Genomic DNA, 16,344 nt, shown 5'->3' with positions numbered 1-16,344 from the left:
TCTACCTCTTTAGCCTATAAACTTTTGCCGCCCCATCAAGTATAACTGGCTCAAAGACTTTTGGATCGTATCTTTCAAGCACGAAAAGCTGTATGTAGGCGCTATTTAAAATGCTCTCATCAAGGATGATAAATCTACCATAATCCCTCATAAAAATGACAGAAATGTTTGAGCTTTCATTATTTTTATACTCTTTTACATTTAGCTTGCCAGCCTCGTTGTAGTCGGTCTCTATGAAAGATCTTAGCGGTAAGACATTGCCATCATAGATCAAATTTGTGACATCGCTTGTTAGAGTAAATCCGCCACTTAGCCTAATGCCCTTTTCGCTTTGCGAGATCGCTCTTGTGGTGATGAAAAGTCCATTGTTTAAATTTTTACCACTTTTTAGATCGATCTTGCTAAACTGCAAAATGGTCGGGAAAATGCTAAGCATCCTATCTGGCAGGTAATAATATATCTCTCTGCTCTTTGCTGGTAGGCTAAAATTTGCCTCTTTTATCTCGCTAAAAAACTGATCAACGCTTAAATTTCTATCTTTTAAAATTTGAGCCAAGTTGCCATTAAAGTGCTCTTTGAAATTTCGCTCAGTGTATTCTACATCAAGCCTTGCCATATTTGCCGAGCTCATCTCGTCGCTTCCAAGCGCAAAGCTCACGGCAAAATTTTCACGTCCAAGGTGCTTTCCGCCGTCAATTAGCGTCTTAACATCGCTGTAATATCTAATCGGATATCCATAATCCCACCATGCAACCACGTAGTCCTCGCGTCCTGCGATGCCTTTTAGCTTGTTTAAAATTTCAACCTCTTTATTTACAAAGACTGGCTCAGCCTTGTAGCCATAGATGTGAATGAGCGCTGGAGCAAGCACGAGAGCTGCTATGAAGGCTCTTATGAGATTTAGCACGGCCCCTTTTAGCTTTAAATTTGCAAGCACAAACTCTACTAAGTATCCAAAGCCAAGCGCCATAATAGGCACAGCATAAATAGTAAATCTAAGGCCGCTTTTAAAGGCCAAAAAGCCAAGTGCGAGCATGCCAAGCGAGACGGTAAATGAGCGGTGCTTGTAGCAAAATAGAGCGACGCCAACAAGCGAGATCAAAAATGTGATGACATTTGCGCTGATCCTCTCGCAAAATAGCGTAAAATCAACGACGCTTGACTCTTGGATGGTTTGATTGACATTAAAAAAGTGAAAGCTCATGCCGCCAACTTCAGGCGCATCTCTAAAGACGTAAAATTTAAGCTGAAAGATTATCGGATTTAGCCCACCACGGATGACAAAAATGACAAAGATAACCGCCAAAATGCCAAGAGTAAATTTTAAATTTATCACCTCTTTTTTAAATAGGCAAAGTGCATAAATAACGATAACAGCGATAAATTTAAGCGTTAGATCAAGGTTTGAGATAGCAAGCAAAAGCAGCGAAATTTCAAGGTAAAAAAGTGGATTTTTACTATCAAAAATGAGCGTGTAAAGTAAAAATAGCCCAGTTAAAATGCTAATAAGCGAAAAGGCGCTCATATACCACCACATATAAATAAGCACGCTTAAAGGTGCTATTATCAGGCTCTTTGCGTCCTTTTTCTCAAGCACCCTAACAAGCCCCCAAACGACAAAGATACTAAGAGTGATGATGAGCATGTCGGTGTCGTAGTAACCTGCCATCGTGCGGTTGTAGTAGCTGTTTGCGATCACTGCAAGAAGTGCAGCGATAAAGCCAGCCATTTTTACTTTGTATTCATTTGCGATCAAGATAACAGGCACGGCCACAAGCGACGAGAAAAATACACTCATATAAATCATCGCTGTCTCAAGCTTGACGCCTAGGAATTTCACGATCCAGTAAGTAAGCGTCGAGAGCGGATAGCCGTAATAGCTAAGATCGTTTTCTTGATGAAAGCCAGCTAGCATGTCCCTTGCCCCCTCGGCAAATGCGTAGCCGTCGTTTGTGCTGATCATCAGCTCGTTGTTCCAAAAAAAGACTGGATACTCACTCGCCCAAAAGACCCAGTAAAGCCTGCAAACCATGCCAAAGATGACCGCGGCAAATATCATAAGGTATAAAGAGTAATTTTTAAAAAACAAATTTCTATTCATTAGGATTTTCCAAAAAATTTATAAGCTCGCTCGCTATGTTTTCACTATCAAAAAATTTAGCCCGATTATACGCAACATTTTCAAAATTTTGCCTTATTTCACGCTCGTTAAGCACTTTTATCATCGCCTCTTTCATCGCATTTTCGTCATCAACAGGCACTAAGATGCCAAACTCACTCTCGCCCAAAAGCTCCTTTGCGCCGCTCTTGTGTTCGGTTGAGATGATAGTTTTTTCGCACGCTAGTGCTTCAAGCAAGACATTTGAAAAGCCCTCAAAACGTGAAGCACAAAGTAAGCAAGAGGCGTTTTTTATATGCCTAAAAGGATTTTTATCAGTGCCAAGAAGCTTTACTCGATCACTCACACCAAATTTGTCTATCAAATTTTGTAACTCATCTTTTAAAGGCCCTTTGCCAAGGATGCCAAGCGTGGCGCGAGGGTCGCTAATAGAAGCTATTATTTTTATTAGCATGGCTTGATTTTTACCGCTATCAAGGCGGCCTATGTTTATGAAAAATGGCTTAAAGTCGCTCTCAAGCGGCTCATCTTTTAGCAAATTTATAGTTTTTAGATCAAGGGCGTTATAAAGCACCTTTGTCTTTGCCTCGCTCATACCAAAATTTCGCACCAGATCCTCTTTATTGCCAGCTGCATTTGCGAGGATTAGATCAGCTTTTTTATAAAGATGAGTGAGTAAAAATTTATTAACTCGCCCGCTTAGATCGTTTTTATATAGGATCGACGGACAGCTTCGCTCGCTGATAACTAGCCTAGCCCTTAGCCCTAAAATCCTAGCAAGCCCAGCGATATAGCAAGGGCGGTTCATCAGCACAAACTGCGTGTCGATGTTTAAGCTTTGACAGAGCTTTTTATACTTAAAGGCAAGCATTGGCATCGCTAAAAAGAGCCTTGCAAGCTTCTTTATCCCGCTCTCGTAAGGATCGCTATTTTCTATAAAGTGGATTTGCACCTCGCTTGGAATCTCATAGGCGATGACCTTGCTCATTAAGATGAGATGAACTTCATAACATTTGATCAAAAATGGCAGTAAATTTGCCACATTTCGCTCAGCCCCGCCAGGCCCCATCGAGTATAAAAAAACGGCTAATTTTTTCACTTGCTAACAACCTTTTTTATAAATTCTCGCCACTGCTTGATGATATTTTCTTTGCTAAATAAATTTGCACTTTCACTGGCGTTTTTTGCTAGTTTTTGCCTTAAATTTTCATCTTTTAAAAGCATCTCAAGCTTATTTTTTAGATCATTGCTGTCGCCGTTTTTAAAGATAAGCCCGTCTGTGCCGTCATTTATAAGCTCTCTTGCGCCCACAGTGTCGCTACTTAGCCTAGCGCAGCCAAATGCGCCTGATTCTATTAGCACATTTGAAAGCCCCTCGCTTCTTGAGCAAAGAGTAAAAATTTTTGCCTCGCTGTAAAGCTTTGCAACGTCGCTCATATGACCTAGAAATTTGACATTAAGCCCTAAATTTAAAGCCATCTCTTTTAGCTGCACTTCCTGTCTGCCACTGCCTGCGATCTTTATCTCCCAGCCATCAAGCAAGCCCTTATCCACCTTGCTAAGCGCCTCAAAATAGATATCATAGCCCTTTACCGCCTCCAGCCTTGCCACGCTTAAGATGACGTTTTGCTTCTCGCAATTTTCAGGCACGTCGATAAAAAGTGGATTATGTATGACCTCGCGATTTTTGGCAAATTTATAGTAGTCGTAGTCGCTTTTACTTAGCACGCTTAAACCATCTACAAATTTATACGAAAAGTCACGCATAGCGCTTGCGACTTTACTTTTTAAGTAGCTATGCTCGTGGTGCTCGGTTGCTATTAGTTTGCTCTTTAGCCCCAAATTTGCCAGCACGCAAGCGACGTTTGTCCAGTCGATAAAGCTAATTATGAGATCAGCTTTTTGCTCCTTAAAAAGCGCTCTAAGAGCGAGGATTTTTTTAAATTTTAAAGCCAGCCCAGAGCCACTCACATTAAGGTTTATGATCTTTGTCTTTTCACTAAATTTATAAAGTCCAAGATCCTCTTCAAGCAGGGCGATAGTGATCTCATTGTCTTTGCAAAGCTCATTTGCAAGCACGTTTAGCACGCGCTCGGCCCCACCATTTCTAAGTGCAGCGATGACAAAAAGAATTTTCACTTCACACCTCCAAGTCTTAAAAGCTCCAGCCATTTTTTATAAATTTGCTCCACGCTAAACTCATCAAGTCTAGCTCTTGCATTTTTAGCAAATTCACTCATCTTTGCCTCATCTTGCAGCAAATTTGCAAGCTTTTTACTCATATCATCAACGTCATTTATCTCACAAAGCAAGCCATCAAAACCATCTTTTATAAGCTCTTTTGCCCCACTAGTTCTTGTCGCAACCCGCACGCAGTCATAGTTTATCGCCTCTATCAATGTGTTTCCAAGACCCTCGAAATTTGAGCAAGAGAGCAGCACCTTTGCCCTTTTATAAAGAGAGGCGATGTCGCTTACATTTCCTAAAAACTCCACCTCTGCACCCAAATTTTTAGCTAATTTTTCTAAATTTGCCCTCTCGCCGCCATCTCCAGCGACAGCGAATTTATAGCCGCTTTGCTTTAAGTTTGCAGCCACTCTTACAAACATTTCGCAGTTTTTTATCTTATTTAGCCTGCCAACAAAGATGACTAAATTTTCTTTATCAAAGCTCTCACTGCGTATCTCTTCAAAGAGCGGGTTGTAAATTTTCATCACATTTTTGCAAAATTTCGAGTAGTAGCCAAGATCCTCGTCGCTTAAAACGCTAAGTGCGTTTGCAAATGGATAACTAAGGCGTCTTAGCACCTTAAAAATGGCTCTTTTTGGCGCAAGGTAGTTTGTGTGCTCGCTTATTATTATAGGCGTTTTTAGTCCTGCTGAGCTAAAGAGTACCAAGGTATTTACGGCGTCTAAAAATGATATCACAGCGTCAAATTTGCCCTCTCTTATGAGCGCTCTTAAAGCAAGCACCTTTAAAACTCTCTTTTTTAAATTTCCAACCAAGCCAAGCTCATCAGCCCCAACGCCTAAATTTATGAGCTTCACGCCACTTGCCAGCTCGTAAAATGGCTCGTCCTTATCAAATTTAACAAGGCTTACATCGTGATCCATGCTAAATCTTGATGCGATCACCGCGCAAACTCGCTCCGCACCGCCACTTCTAAGCGTTGATGTGACAAATAATATCCTCATACGCCAAACCTTTGTTTTATCTTTACTCTAAGTCTTGAAAGTGCTGGTAAAATGCCACTTGGAAGAGGGCTAAGCAGCAAAAATATAAGTGCCTCTTTACTAAATTTAATGCTAAGACTTTTAAAGATACACCTTAACATAAGGCCATATTCGCCTGCTATTTTGGCGTAGTAAGCGGCATTTTTATACTGCATAGCTAGAAATTTTGGCTCATTTTTTATAGCGATGTCGTAGTGCAAATTTGCTGTTTTGATGTAAGCGTTTGCCACATTTAGCGCGTGTTTGCCGGCATTTAACGTCGCACTATCGCTTCTTGCGATGCGGTAGATGTAAAGTGGCTTCTTAAGATAGAAGACATTTTTTTCAAAAAAGCGGATATAAAGCTCATTTTCGCCGCCAAAACTGCTCTCATCAAACCTAAAATCATCTATAAATTCACGTGAAAAAAGCTTAAAGTACTCGCCATTTATCCGCCCGCAATGATAATCAACCTTGCTCATCGCCCCACTCTTGTTATACGGGCTTCTACCAGCCACGACCTCTGTCATCACGCCATCTTTCTCGCAGATCGCGTCTGCAAAAACGCACGAATACTCGCCACTTTTTAAAATTTCATAGCACTGGGCAATCGCCTCTGGCAAAAGCTCGTCATCATCATCAAGCAAGCAGACAAACTCGCCTGTTGCGTTGTCAAAGCCGTTATTTTTGTTACCATTTGGGCTTTTTTTGTGAGCACTGTTTTTTACAAATTTGATCCTTGCGTCGTTAAAACTCTTGCAAATTTCACTCGCACTCTCGTCATCGCCGTCATCGGTTACAACTATTTCTAAATTTTTATAGCTTTGAGCTAGAGCGCTTTTTATGGCCTTTTTTAAAAGCTCTGGACGCTTATAAGTCGCGGTTACGATGCTGATTAATGGCTCGCTCATTTAGCCCCTTTTAAAAATTCTCTCATAGCCTTGAAGCTTCTCAAGCCTTGAGAAAAGTATAAATTTAAATGTTTTTATGTAGGCCTTTAAATTTGCGCTGTATCCCCTCTCAAGGCGCTCACCCTCGATGTTTGAGCCACTTAGATCAGTTGGGTGCGCAAAAAGATCGCAAAAATACATCTGCATATCATTAACGCCAAGCAAATAGTCCCAAACATCGGTCGTGCAAAGCGCACGCTTATGAATTTCAAGCAAATTTTTAGCGCTTTTTTTAGTTAGCACATAAGCCCCTGCTCTATAAATGCTTGAAAATGAGTGCTTTGAGACCTGCCAAAGCGGCTTACTTAGGCTAGTATCCACCTTTTTGCCAAAGGCGCTAAACCTGCCCTCTAGCCCATCTTGCATGCCACATATGAGCACGCTATTTTCAGGCATCTTGCTGGCTGCTAAAAAGGCATCTTTTATAGCCTGATCATCTCCTATCACGTCATCTTCAAAGATGAGAGCAAATTTGGCTTCACTCGCCAAAAACGCCTCGTAAGCCTTCACGTGCGAGAGCGAACAGCCAACCTCAGCCGGGCTTAAAACCTTGCCGTAAGCTTTAAATGATGGCGAAATGATCTTGTAGTACTCCCTCGCGTTTAGCTCCCTGCCATCAACTGCGTCTATTAGTTTAAAGCTATCATAAGAGCCAAATTTCTGCTGCAAAAGCTCGCGCCTTTTGGTGTCTTTTGCCAAAGAGATCAAGTAAATTTCATTCATTTAAGACCTTTTAAATTTTTTTAAAATTTTACGCCAGACTATGCCTCGCTCGAAGGCATTAAAAAACAAAAAATATCCCAAAACATAAGCTGCGCTGGCGTATATCGCAGCAAAGATAGCAAATTTTAGCCAGTTATCTAAGCTCACAAAGTCCTTGCAGGCAAACATCGCAAGCACGCAAAGCGCAAAAACGGCTAAATTTTTAAAATAAACCCCGTAAAATGTGGTGAGTTTCACCTCTAAATTTAAAGCAGCATTTATGAGGTCAAAGCCGAGAATTCTTATGCTATAAAAAATGGCTGCGACGATGACGATACCATAAACGCCGTAGTCACTAAATTTAAGCAGTGCGATCTGCGCTATGATCGTGCTAACGCCAAGGATAGTGTTGGCAATGGCTGGTCGGCGAAGCTTGTTTGTCGCGCTATCAAGGTTAAAAAGCGAAAAGACAAAGCTTATAAAGACGATCGGCACAAGCGTGATCATCGAGACGTTGTAGATAAATTTAACCTCATCTGCGCTTTTAAAAGGTAGCCAAAGCGTGTAAAAATCAAGCCCAAAAACGACGAAAAATGCAGCCGGAGCGCTCATCACAAAGGCGATCACCTTCATCGAAAATTTAGCCTCTTTTATGAGGTCCGTGATCAAATTTTTAGAGTAAAGCTCGACAAATTTTGGCGCAAAGATACCGCTAAGCTGCGCCACAAAGCTCTCCAGTATGATAGGGGCGGCCTTGGCGACTGAAAGAAGGCCAGTGGCATTTGCATTTACGAAAATGTTGCAGATAAATAGGTCCATACCTGTTAAAAGTATACGGTTTAGCGCATTAAAGCTGTTCCAAATGCCAGAGCTTAAAAGCTCTTTTATCTTTGAAAAGTCAAATTTACTAAGGCTAAATTTTAGCTCTGGTGTGATGCGAGCTGACATAAAAATGGTGCTAAAAAAGACAAAAAGGCTAGCAACTAGCGCTGAGATGGCGATGTATGAGATAAATGGCTTAAAAAAGAAAAAGAGCGCCACGATGAGGGCTGCTAGGATCGCGCTTGAGATGGCGTTTCTGATGGAGAGTAGGTAGAGCTTGTTTGTCACAAACGCACAAACCGTCAAAACGCCGTTAAATAGCCCAACGCAGAAATTTATAAAGTAAAAGACAAGGGTCATTCTCACATCATATAGCAAATTTTCAGGGACGTTTAAAAAGCTTTGCAAATTTAGTATGAAAACAGAGCTAAGCACCACTACAACGGCGCAAAAGAAGATATTTACAACAAGCACTGATGAGTAGTAGGTGTTTGCAAGGCTTAGGTCTTTTTTGTGCCACGCATGAGCGACAAAGCGCCCACTGACCGAGTTGATCGCCACGCTTACGACCGCTGCGTAGCTAACGATGGCGTTGCTAAGACCCACAAAGCCAAATGCCTCGTTGCCAAGACTTTTTAAGATAAATGGCGTAAGAAAGAAATTTATGCCCATTGATACGACAAAAACGACGATCGAGCTTATTAGATTGATTAGCATTAGACTTTTAACCTTTGAAATTTAGCCCAAAAGCTAAATTTAAAAAGAAAAAACCAAAAAAATTAGCCGCCAAGCCAAATGGCAAGGCAGCTATGTAAATTTTAAATTTAACGCTCACTTACAGCCTAGCGTCAGCCTCTGGGTAGATATTTTTTATATCATAAACCAAGCGGCCTTTTAGGTTGAGCTTTTTAAATTCATTGTGCGCTACTGCGATCACGATGCAGTCGTAGTCGTCTAGGTTATACTCTTTTACTAGATCAAAGCCGTACTCGTGTTTTACCTCAGCGCTATCAGCCCAAGGATCAGTCACATCGACCTTGCAGCCAAAGTCTTTTAGCTCATCAACCACGTCTATAACGCGAGAGTTTCTTATATCTGGGCAGTTTTCTTTAAATGTCATACCAAGAACAAGCACGCGCGCTTTGTTTATAAGCACACCCTTTCTTATCATTAGTTTTATCACTTGATCGGCTGCGTATCTGCCCATATCATCGTTGATGCGGCGACCTGCTAGGATCATTTCAGGGTTGTAGCCTACCTCTTGAGCTTTGTGAGTTAGATAGTATGGATCTACGCCGATGCAGTGACCGCCGACTAGACCTGGGCGGAAATTTAAGAAATTCCACTTCGTACCTGCAGCCTCAAGCACGTCGATAGTGTTGATGTGAAGCTTTTCAAATAGCATCGCAAGCTCGTTTATAAAGGCGATGTTGATGTCGCGCTGAGTGTTTTCGATGACCTTTGCTGCTTCTGCCACTTTGATGCTTGAAGCTTTGTGAGTGCCAGCTGTGATGATAGAACGATAAATTTCATCGACCTTGTCTGCGATCTCTGGGGTTGAGCCACTTGTGATCTTTTTGATCTTTGTAACAGTGTGCTCTTTATCGCCTGGGTTTATGCGCTCTGGAGAGTAGCCGCAGAAGAAGTCTTTGTTAAATTTAAGCCCACTCTTTTCAAGAAGTGGCACGCAAATTTCTTCTGTAACGCCTGGATAAACGGTGCTCTCATAGACAACGATGTCGCCTTTTTTAAGCACTTTTGCCACGCTCTGGGTCGCTTTTACCACTGGGGTTAGATCAGGGCGTTTGTTCTTATCTATCGGAGTTGGGACGGTTACGATAAAGAAGTTGCAACTTCTGATGTCATCTAAATTTAGGCTAAATTTCATGCCATTATCGATCGCTTTTTTCATCTGCTCGTTGCTAAGTTCAAGCGTTCTATCATAGCCACTTTTAAGCTCTTCTATACGTTTTGCATTTACGTCAAAGCCTACTACTTCGTACTTTTCACTAAAAGCTGCTGCTAGTGGAAGTCCCACATATCCAAGTCCTACTACTGCTATTTTCATTTCTCTTTCCTTTTTAAAATTTTTGGTTTTATTGTTTCTACACGTTCATAAATTCTTATCTCTGCGCCCACGCCTTGTGGGGTTACGATCTTAATGGGGCTAATGCCAGGCAAAATTTGGGTAAATTCATAATAAATTTGCCTCTTTTTATTTTTGCCATTGCAAGGCTTAAGCGGTTTATCGTCTGCATTAAATTCATAACGAACCCCGCTTTTATCCTCTTTTTTATCTAAGTCTCCGCCCTCTAGCATAGCAAATTCGCAATCCGTTTGCATCTCTTTAAAAAATGCAGCTTCATATTTAAAATAATCATTCGGCATCTTTGAGACGGGCAGCTCAAAAACCTGTTTTTGCGTCTTTGCTTCGCTTTTACCTGAAGCCTCGCTAGCAAAAAGCGTAAAAGGCAATAAACAAGCTATGAGAGATAAAATTTGCTTCACGATTTGACGCCTATCTGAAAATACTTAAATCCATGCTCAGCCAAAGCTTTAGCGTTATACTGGTTGCGTCCGTCAAATATGACAGCGTTTTTTAGCCTCTCTTTGATCTCCATAAAATCAGGCGATCTAAACTCGCTCCACTCTGTAACAAGCACCATTGCATCGGCGTTATCAAGAGCGTCATATTTATTTTTAGCGTATTTCACATCTAAATTTGGCATATATTTTTTAGCTTCTTCGCTTGCTTTTGGATCGTAAGCGACCACTTTTGCGCCAGCTTCATATAAAAGCTTTATCAAAGTTAGCGAGCTAGCCTCTCTCATATCATCGGTATTTGGCTTAAACGCAAGTCCCCAAAGTGCGATCGTTTTGCCCTTTAGATCGCCGCCAAAGAAGTTATAAATTTTATCAAATAGCACTCTTTTTTGAGCCTTATTTCTTGACTCGACCGCGTTTAAAAGCTCTGGTTCAAAGCCATTTTGTCTAGCTGTGTAGATGAGCGCCTCGACGTCTTTTGGAAAGCAGCTACCACCATATCCGCAGCCTGGGTAGATGAAGCTATATCCGATCCTTGAGTCGCTGCCGATGCCTTTTCTCACTAAATTTACATCAGCGCCCACGCGTTCGCAGATATTTGCTATCTCGTTTATAAAGCTTATTTTGGTTGCCAGCATCGAATTTGCAGCGTATTTTGTCATCTCGGCTGATTTTACATCCATGCAAATGAGCCTGTCGTGATTTTTCATAAATGGCTCATAAAGCTCCCTCATCACGCTAAAGCCCCACTCGCTACTAGCTCCGATAACAACGCGATCTGGCTTTAAAAAGTCCTCAACCGCCGCACCCTCTTTTAAAAACTCTGGATTTGAGACGACTTCAAATTTAACCTCTACATTTCTCTTTTTAAGCTCAGCCTCGATCACCTCATGCACCTTGGCTCCAGTGCCCACTGGAACGGTTGATTTATCGACAACTATTAGCGGTTTGCTTAAATTTTCTCCGATTGACTTGGCAACTGATAGGACATATTTTAAATCAGCCTGCCCATCAGCACCCATAGGTGTGCCAACTGCGATAAATAGCACATCTGCATGCTCTAGCGCCTCAGTTATCTGCGTGCTAAATTTAAGCGAGCCATTTTTATAGCACTCACTCACGATATCAGCAAGCCCTGGCTCATATATAGGCACGACGCCGTTTTTTAGCGCTTCGATCTTTTTGCTATCGACATCGACGCAGATCACGCTGTTGCCCATCTTAGCAAAGCATGCGCCACTTACTAGTCCAACATATCCGGTTCCGATTACTGCTATTTTCATGCTTATCCTTAAATTCTCTTTTCCCACTCAAGGGCAGTTTTTATGATGAGCGCTAGATCGTCTCTTTTTGGCTTCCAGCTTGTTAGCGAGCGCAGTTTGCTTGCGTTTGAGATAAGGATAGCTGGGTCGCCGTCCCTTCTTGGCGCATTTAGCACCTTAAAATTTACTCCGCTTACTTTTTTTGCGGTCTCGATGACCTCTTTTACGCTAAATCCCCTGCCATATCCCACGTTAAAAGTTTCGCTACCGTTTTGGCCGATATACTCCAGCGCGCTTATGTGGGCGTCCGCTAGGTCGCTAACGTGGATGTAGTCTCTTACGCATGTGCCATCTTTTGTCGCGTAGTCATCGCCAAAGATACCCATACTCTCGCGCTTGCCAAGTGCAGTTTGCACAGCTACTTTGATAAGGTGCGTGGCGTTTGGATAGTTTTGACCGATAAGCCCCTCCTCGTCTGCACCTGCGACGTTAAAATAGCGCAAAATCGCAAATTTGAAATTTTCATTTGAAGCGGCGTAATCTTTGATGATCTGCTCGCTCATGAGCTTACTTCTGCCGTATGGATTTATCGGGTTTGTAGGCGTTGCCTCGCTCACCTCCGCCACGTCTGGCTCGCCATAAACCGCGGCAGTTGAGCTAAATATAAATTTATTTACATTGTAAGTTTTTGCGTATCTTAGCACCCTTGCAACGTTTGCGGTGTTGTTTAGATAGTATTTTAGCGGCTCGCTCATACTTTCAAAGACCTCGATAAACGCTGCAAAATGGATGATCGCATCAAATTTACCATTTGCAAAAATTTCGCTCAAATCATCTTCTAAATTTGCATTTATAAATTTGAAATTTCCTATCTTTTGGAGTGCCTCAAGTGCTTTTTGTGAGCCCTTACAGAGATTGTCGATGATGGTTATCTCATCTTTGCCTTGCTTTAAAAGTGCTTTTACTACGTGGCTGCCGATGTATCCAGCTCCACCTGTTACTAAAATCTTCAAGTTTAAGCCTTTCATTAAAAGTGTGTAATTTTATCAAAAATAGAGTAAAGCAAAAGTAAAGCAAGGTTAGTTTTTAAATTTTGCTTGAAGGCTGTGTGAATAGATCTTTGACTATAAATTTAAAATAGACTTACAATTTATTTTAAATTTAATCTTTATAATCCCTCATCTACAAAATAAAAAAGGATAAAAAATGAATCTCTCAATATTAAATTTACTACCGATAAAACAAGGCGGTGACGCAAAAGCCGCCATAGACGCAGCCGTTAGACTGGCTAAATTTGCCGAGGATATCGGCATAAATCGCTACTGGGTTGCCGAGCATCACAACATGCAAAATTTAGCAAGCTCAGCCACGCAGCTCATCATCACACACATCTTAGAGCATACAAAAAGCCTGCGAGTGGGCTCTGGTGGCGTGATGCTACCAAACCACAGCCCCTACTCCATCGCCGAGCAGTATGCCACTCTTGAGACGCTATTTCCAAACCGCGTCGATCTTGGGCTAGGCAGAGCTCCAGGGACCGACCAAGAGACAGCTGCGGTGCTTAGACGAGGCGCAAGAGAGGTGGAATTTGATATGCAAATAAACGAATTAATGGACTATTTTAACGCCAAAAGAGCCGTAAAAGCCTATCCAAAAGTTCAAAATTTTCCGCCTATTTACATACTTGGCTCAAGCATATATAGCGCATACGTAGCGGCTGAGTTTGGTCTGCCTTATGCCTTTGCGTCGCACTTTGCACCACGTGCGCTAGAAAAAGCGGTAGAAATTTATCGTCAAAATTTCAAACCATCGCCCTTTTTAAAAGCGCCCTATGTCATCGCAGGAGCAAATGTGATAATAGCCCAAAATGACGAGCTAGCAAAGAGTTTAGCCACTACACAAACGCAGTTTTTCTTAAACATAGTAACTGGCGAAAAAGAGTATTTGCAGCCGCCAAAAAAAGATAACGACGAAGTATTTGCTGCGTCTTACAAAACAGGTGCCAAGGCTCCACATTTTGGACCGATCGACTTTAGGCAGATAGAGCTAAAAAATAGAGAAAGAAGTGTCACAGAAGAGATGATGGCGTGCTCTTTTATAGGCTCAAAGCAAAGCGTTAAAGAGCAAATTTTAGAGTTTCAAAATAGACTTGAAGTCGATGAGATCATGGCTCAAAGCTTTATTTTTGATGAAAAGGCGCAGCTTGACTCTTTTAGGGCATTAAAAGAGATCGCGGATGAAATTTAATCCTCTCTAACCCTTAAAAATATAGGAAATCTTGGCTTGCCATTAGAGGTTAAATTTTGAAATTTATATGTGATGATAGAGCCTATCTTTGGGGGCTCTTGACGGTTTTTATCACTTAGTCCTGAGCCTATTTTAAAGATAGTGCCCTCTTTTGGCTCGCCAGCTCTTTTTTTATCATCTTTGCCGCCAAGTGCCTTGCAGGTGAGCGAGCCAGCAAAATTTGCGTATTTGCCGCTGCCTTTATTTATTGAGATCACCTCACACTCGGCATCTTTAAATTTCTTAAATTTGAGCGCATTTTTACTTCGTTTTCGCTCGTATGGCGCATTTGGCTCACGCACCACAGCTCCTTCGCCACCCTTTGCGATGATACTTTCAGCAAATTTTAAAAAGTGAGCGTTATCACGCATTTTTATCTGCTTTATGATGATCAAATTTTGATTTGGCTCATTTTTTAGAAATTTAGCCAAGACTTCAAGCCTAGCAAGCAAGCCACCGCTCGCCTCTGGCATGTCAAAAATATGAAATTTAAGCCTGCTCCACGCCTTTTCATCTGGCAGCTTACCCATAACGCTTGCTTGAATCTCTTCAAATTTAAGCTCCTTTGCGTAAAGCTCGCCATCAAGTGCAAATTTAGGGAAATTTTTAGTAAAACTTGGCGGTGCATTTAGTTTTTTGCCCTGCCTTGAGAGCAAATTCTCTCCGTCCCAGTAGGCACGCACGCCATCAAGCTTCTCGCTAGCTAGCCAGCCACTGACGTTTTGCTCTTTAAATTCGCTAAGGCGTAGCAGATCAAGAGAAAATGCAAAATTTAAAAGCACCAAAAGTGCAAAAACTATCCTAATCAGACTTTTGCCTTGCAAAAACAATAGTCCATATGATCATCCACCACGCCCACGCTTTGCAAAAAGGCATAGGTGCTAACAGAGCCTAGAAACTTAAACCCTCGCTTTTTTAGCTCCTTTGCCACAAAGTCAGACATCGGCGTGGTTGCTGGCACTTGCTTGATATTTTGATAGTGATTGATGATCTGTTTGCCGTCAAATTTGGGGTCAAATTTCTTTAGCAAATGCCCCCACAAATAGTCATAAAAGCTGCCAAATTCTTGCGTTACTGATAAAAATGCAAGGGCGTTTACAGAAAGCGATTTTAGTTTTAGTCTATTGCGTATCAGCCCTTCGTTTTGCATAAATTTAGCTATCTCAGCCTCGCCATAAAGCTTGATCTTTTCAGGGTCAAAGCCATCAAACGCCGCTCTCATAGCCTCTCTTTTTTGAAGCACTCCATGCCACGAAAGTCCTGCTTGAAAGCCCTCTAAAACTATCATTTCAAAAAATTTTCTATCATCTTTTATGACTTTGCCCCACTCATTATCGTGGTAGGCTATATCAAGCTCACCCTTGGCCCACTCGCAACGTCTCATTTAAATTTTGATCCCGTAAAACTCGCTATACCACTCGACAAATTTAGCCACGCCGTCATTTACTTTTGTATTTGGCTTGTAGTCAAAGTCAGCCACCAAGTCGCTCACGTCTGCAAATGTCGCTGGGACGTCGCCTGCTTGAAGTGGGAGAAAATTTTTCTTGATCTCACGTCCGATCTTTATCTCAACTGCCTTGATGTAGTCCATGAGCTCAACTGGGCTGTTGTTGCCGATATTATAGACCTTAAACGGCGCCTTTGAAGTGGCAGGGTCTGGGTGCTTTGCATCCCAAGCTGGGTTTGGCTTGGCTGGGTTGTCGATACACTTGATGATGCCCTTTACGATGTCGTCCACGTAGGTAAAGTCACGCTTCATCTTGCCGTAGTTAAAGACGTCGATGGTTTTATCTTTAAGCGCGGCATCAACAAACAAAAATAGCGCCATATCAGGGCGTCCCCACGGTCCATAAACCGTAAAAAAGCGAAGTCCAGTCGTTGGCACGTTAAATAGGTGGCTATAAGTGTGCGCCATCATCTCGTTGCTCTTTTTGGTCGCTGCGTAGAGGCTTATAGGGTGATTGACCCCCTCGTGCGTAGAAAATGGCATGTTCTCATTTAACCCATAAACCGAGCTAGAGCTTGCATAGACTAGGTTTTTGATCTCATTGTGGCGGCAGCACTCAAGGATATTCATAAAGCCTGTGATGTTGCTGTCTATATAGGCTTTTGGGTTTATGAGCGAGTAGCGAACGCCAGCTTGTGCGGCTAAATTTACCACTACGTCAAATTTCTCTTTAGCAAAAAGCTCTTTCATTGTCTTTTCATCAGCAAGGTCTGCTTTTATAAATTTTAAATTTGGATGTGTTTTTGAGGTGATAAGTTTGCCATACTCTATCTCGCTCACGTCAAAGCCAGCCGTTTTTAGGCGTGCAAGCTTTAAATTTACGTCGTAATAGTCATTTATCACGTCATATCCAACAACCTCATCCCCGCGCGCCATAAGGGCATTTGCAAGGTGAAATCCTATAAATCCAGCTGTTCCAGTTACTAAAATTTTCATATTT

At 41.9% G+C, this 16,344-nt stretch carries 15 protein-coding genes; 1 reads left to right on the top strand and 14 read right to left on the bottom strand.

The window, feature by feature from the left end:
• Window position 1 precedes the first annotated feature (1 nt).
• The 11 genes from UNSWCS_RS03365 to galE all read right to left on the bottom strand — a co-directional run bounded on the left by UNSWCS_RS03365 (window position 2) and on the right by galE (window position 12,624).
• Window positions 2-2,101 (bottom strand): STT3 domain-containing protein, encoded by a 2,100-nt coding sequence (locus UNSWCS_RS03365; RefSeq protein WP_021087368.1) that lies wholly within the window; start codon window positions 2,099-2,101, stop codon window positions 2-4.
• Window positions 2,094-3,218 (bottom strand): glycosyltransferase, encoded by a 1,125-nt coding sequence (locus UNSWCS_RS03360; protein WP_021087359.1) that lies wholly within the window; start codon window positions 3,216-3,218, stop codon window positions 2,094-2,096. Before UNSWCS_RS03360 ends, UNSWCS_RS03365 begins: the two co-directional genes overlap by 8 nt.
• On the bottom strand, window positions 3,215-4,258 hold the full coding sequence (locus UNSWCS_RS03355; RefSeq protein ID WP_021087419.1) for a glycosyltransferase: 1,044 nt from the start codon (window positions 4,256-4,258) through the stop codon (window positions 3,215-3,217). Before UNSWCS_RS03355 ends, UNSWCS_RS03360 begins: the two co-directional genes overlap by 4 nt.
• Complete coding sequence (locus UNSWCS_RS03350; protein WP_021087300.1) at window positions 4,255-5,313, bottom strand: glycosyltransferase; 1,059 nt, start codon at window positions 5,311-5,313, stop codon at window positions 4,255-4,257. The genes UNSWCS_RS03355 and UNSWCS_RS03350 overlap by 4 nt, the downstream gene beginning before the upstream one ends.
• Complete coding sequence (locus UNSWCS_RS03345; protein WP_021087344.1) at window positions 5,310-6,242, bottom strand: glycosyltransferase family 2 protein; 933 nt, start codon at window positions 6,240-6,242, stop codon at window positions 5,310-5,312. The genes UNSWCS_RS03350 and UNSWCS_RS03345 overlap by 4 nt, the downstream gene beginning before the upstream one ends.
• Window positions 6,243-7,004: a glycosyltransferase family 25 protein gene (locus UNSWCS_RS03340; protein ID WP_021087335.1), complete on the bottom strand. Its 762-nt coding sequence runs from the start codon at window positions 7,002-7,004 to the stop codon at window positions 6,243-6,245.
• Window positions 7,005-8,522 (bottom strand): MATE family efflux transporter, encoded by a 1,518-nt coding sequence (locus tag UNSWCS_RS03335; RefSeq protein WP_021087318.1) that lies wholly within the window; start codon window positions 8,520-8,522, stop codon window positions 7,005-7,007. It abuts the gene before it with no gap.
• 118 nt (window positions 8,523-8,640) lie between these two features.
• Window positions 8,641-9,873, bottom strand: a complete 1,233-nt coding sequence (locus UNSWCS_RS03330; RefSeq protein WP_021087412.1) for a nucleotide sugar dehydrogenase — start codon at window positions 9,871-9,873, stop codon at window positions 8,641-8,643.
• Complete coding sequence (locus tag UNSWCS_RS03325) at window positions 9,870-10,313, bottom strand: hypothetical protein (RefSeq protein ID WP_021087375.1); 444 nt, start codon at window positions 10,311-10,313, stop codon at window positions 9,870-9,872. The genes UNSWCS_RS03330 and UNSWCS_RS03325 overlap by 4 nt, the downstream gene beginning before the upstream one ends.
• Entirely contained in the window at window positions 10,310-11,632 is a 1,323-nt protein-coding gene (locus tag UNSWCS_RS03320) for a UDP-glucose dehydrogenase family protein (RefSeq protein ID WP_021087405.1), read from the bottom strand. Before UNSWCS_RS03320 ends, UNSWCS_RS03325 begins: the two co-directional genes overlap by 4 nt.
• Window positions 11,633-11,640: 8 nt before the next feature.
• Window positions 11,641-12,624, bottom strand: a complete 984-nt coding sequence (galE, locus tag UNSWCS_RS03315; RefSeq protein WP_021087338.1) for a UDP-glucose 4-epimerase GalE — start codon at window positions 12,622-12,624, stop codon at window positions 11,641-11,643.
• A 193-nt stretch (window positions 12,625-12,817) separates the two neighbouring features.
• Between galE and UNSWCS_RS03310 the strand changes: the two genes are divergently transcribed.
• Window positions 12,818-13,858, top strand: coding sequence for an LLM class flavin-dependent oxidoreductase (locus UNSWCS_RS03310; RefSeq protein ID WP_021087323.1), 1,041 nt, complete (start codon window positions 12,818-12,820; stop codon window positions 13,856-13,858).
• On the opposite strand, the gene UNSWCS_RS03305 is transcribed toward UNSWCS_RS03310, so the two are convergent.
• The 3 genes from UNSWCS_RS03305 to UNSWCS_RS03295 are packed head-to-tail and all read right to left on the bottom strand — an operon-like array spanning window position 13,855 to window position 16,340.
• Window positions 13,855-14,703 (bottom strand): DNA ligase, encoded by an 849-nt coding sequence (locus UNSWCS_RS03305; protein ID WP_080655741.1) that lies wholly within the window; start codon window positions 14,701-14,703, stop codon window positions 13,855-13,857. The two genes, UNSWCS_RS03310 and UNSWCS_RS03305, sit on opposite strands and share 4 nt — an antisense overlap.
• Window positions 14,703-15,281 carry a DNA-3-methyladenine glycosylase I gene (locus UNSWCS_RS03300; protein WP_021087349.1) on the bottom strand — a complete coding sequence of 193 codons (579 nt, stop codon included), beginning with the start codon at window positions 15,279-15,281 and terminating at the stop codon, window positions 14,703-14,705. The genes UNSWCS_RS03305 and UNSWCS_RS03300 overlap by 1 nt, the downstream gene beginning before the upstream one ends.
• A complete protein-coding gene (locus UNSWCS_RS03295; RefSeq protein ID WP_021087383.1) occupies window positions 15,282-16,340 on the bottom strand; it encodes an NAD-dependent epimerase in 1,059 nt (352 codons plus the stop codon).
• Window positions 16,341-16,344: the final 4 nt, after the last annotated feature.

Origin of the sequence: Campylobacter concisus UNSWCS (assembly GCF_000466685.1) — a bacterium.
Classification (GTDB): Bacteria; Campylobacterota; Campylobacteria; order Campylobacterales; family Campylobacteraceae; genus Campylobacter_A; species Campylobacter_A concisus_A.
The sequence above is the reverse complement of the archived record's forward strand: the minus strand, read 5'-3'. Positions and strand labels throughout refer to the sequence as shown.